Origin of the sequence: Trebonia sp. (assembly GCF_049794275.1) — a bacterium.
GTDB lineage: Bacteria > Actinomycetota > Actinomycetes > Streptosporangiales > Streptosporangiaceae > Trebonia.
This window is the reverse complement of record NZ_JBARCR010000127.1, coordinates 1-2,153: the sequence shown is the minus strand read 5'-3', so window position 1 is coordinate 2,153 and position 2,153 is coordinate 1. Positions and strand designations below refer to the sequence as shown.

Sequence of the window (2,153 nt, the reverse complement as noted above, 5' to 3'; positions counted from 1 at the left end):
CGTACCGGAGCAGCCCGAGCATCTTCTGGGCGGCCGGAGTCTTGGGGTCCATGTGGTTGAGCCGCAGCGAGGCCTCCGCGTAGTCGCGGAACTGCTCCAGCCCCCAGCCGCTCTTCGCCACCCCGATCACCGGGACGTCCAGCACTCCGCGCTGGACCAGGCCCACCAGCGCCGGGAACGTCTCGATCTTAGCCAGGTCCCCGGTGGCACCGAAGATTACCAGCGCGTCAACTTTGTCCGACATGTCATTCCTCCTGAGCAGTCGTTACGATCACATCGCGCCCGGGCCCGGTTGGCATCCCCCGCACTGGATGACCCCTGGCCAGCCGTCAGCTCCGCCGCTCAGCCGAGCTGTTCGAGGATACGGTCGCCGACCCGGACGGCGTTGGCCATCGCGGTCAGGGCGGGGTTCACCGCGCTGATGCTCGGGAAGAAGCTGGTGTCGACGACGTAGAGGTTGTCGAGTTCGTGGGCCCGGCAATCAGGGTTGAGTACCGAGGTGGCCGGGTCCGAGCCGAACCGTACAGTGCCGGCCTGGTGCGCGCAGCCGGCGACCGGGATGTCGGTCTTCAGGTACGCGAACCGGTGAGCCAGGTGGCCGGGCTGCATACGGAGCGAGGCGAGCATCGAGTGAAGCTGCTGGAACAGTTGCTTGGCGGCGGTGGGGTTGCTCGGCGTATATGCCAGGTGCACGCCGCCGTCCGGACCGAGGGTGACCCGGTTATCTGGCAGCGGCAGGTCCTCGGTGGACAGCCAGAAGTCCACGGCGTGCTCGGCAACGTCGCGCAGCGCCCAGTTCGGCGCGAACTTGGTCTCCAGGGGCTTCTCGCCGCGGAACATCGCCGCCTGCGACTTGCCGATCATCTGGATGTTGCCCATCGGGTAGTCGAAGTCCGGGCCGCGGAAGTAGAAGTCATTGAAGGCCAGGGTCTTCTGGAACACGGTCGGGTTCGGCTCCTTGGACAAGGCGAGGACGGCCTGGCTGTCGTGGTACATGAAGTTGCGGCCGACCTGATCGGACCTGTTGGCCAGCCCGTTCGGGTGCTTGTCGCTGGCGGAGGCCAGCAGCAGCTTGGCGGAGTTGGCCGCGCCGCAGGAGACGACCACGATGTCACCCTGGTACCGCACGGTTTCGCCGTCGTGCTCGGCCACCACCTGGGTGACCGCGGTGCCGGCCGGGTTGGTCTCCAGCTTCACTACCCGTGCGTTCCGGACCAGGGTGACGTTGGCGTGCTCCAGGGCGGGGCGGACGCCGGCCACCTCGGCGTCGGATTTGGCGTGCAGCGGACACGGGAAGCCGTCGCAGGCCCCGCACTTCACGCAGATGCTGTACGGCAGGTCCGCCTCGTTGACCCTGATGCCACACGGCGCGTGGAACGGGTGAAAGCCCTCCGCGGCCAGGTCGTCGGAGAGCTGCTGGATCCGCGGTTCGTGGGAGACCGCCGGGTACGGGTAGGGCGCGCTGGCCGGCGGTTCGGTCGGATCCTCGCCCCGCGCGCCGTGCACCTGGTACATCGTCTCGGCTGCGGTGTAGTACGGCTCCATGTCCTGGTAGGAGATGGGCCAGGCGGGCGACAGGCCGTCGTGGTGGCGCAGTTCGCCGAAGTCCTGCTCGCGCATCCGGTAGAGCGCGGCGCCGTACAGCTTGGTCGCGCCGCCGACGAAGTAATGCACCTGCGGCTGGAAGAACGACTTGGCCTTCGGGTCGTACCAGCTGTCCGGGGAGATATACCGGCCGTCGACGAACACGTCCACGGTCGACCAGTTCTCAGGCTCACGGGGCAGCCAGTCGCCGCGCTCGAGCAGCAGAACGCGCTTGCCTGATGGGGCGAGGTGGCGGGCGAGGGTGCCGCCGCCGGCCCCGGTCCCGATCACGATGACGTCGTAATGCTCACTCATGTCTTAGGTCCTTCCGGGTGGGGCGGAGGTGGGCGCCGGGGCGCCAGGCGTGCGGTTACTTGCCGGCGGGGGCTCCGTCACGAACTCGTCCCGGCTGACGCGCCGGCGGAATACGTAGTAGCTCCATATCTGGTAGGCGAGTACCACCGGCAGGAAGATGAGCACGATGATGGTCATCGCCTTGAGCGAGTAGGGGTTGGACGCCGTGTTATTCACGGTGAGGTTGTAGGCCGGGTTGGTGCTGGACACCATCA

Annotated in this window: 2 protein-coding genes and 1 pseudogene; all 3 read right to left on the bottom strand. The window is 67.4% G+C overall.

Going from position 1 to position 2,153, the window contains the following annotated elements; all coding sequences use genetic code 11:
* Positions 1-244: pseudogene (locus WA805_RS03460) on the bottom strand (hypothetical protein); the annotation flags it as partial.
* Positions 245-342: 98 nt separating this feature from the next.
* Positions 343-1,899, bottom strand: coding sequence for a GMC oxidoreductase (locus tag WA805_RS03455; RefSeq protein WP_425241628.1), 1,557 nt, complete (start codon positions 1,897-1,899; stop codon positions 343-345).
* Positions 1,900-1,902: 3 nt separating this feature from the next.
* On the bottom strand, positions 1,903-2,153 hold a 251-nt coding region (locus WA805_RS03450; RefSeq protein WP_425241627.1), incomplete at its 5' end, for a cytochrome d ubiquinol oxidase subunit II.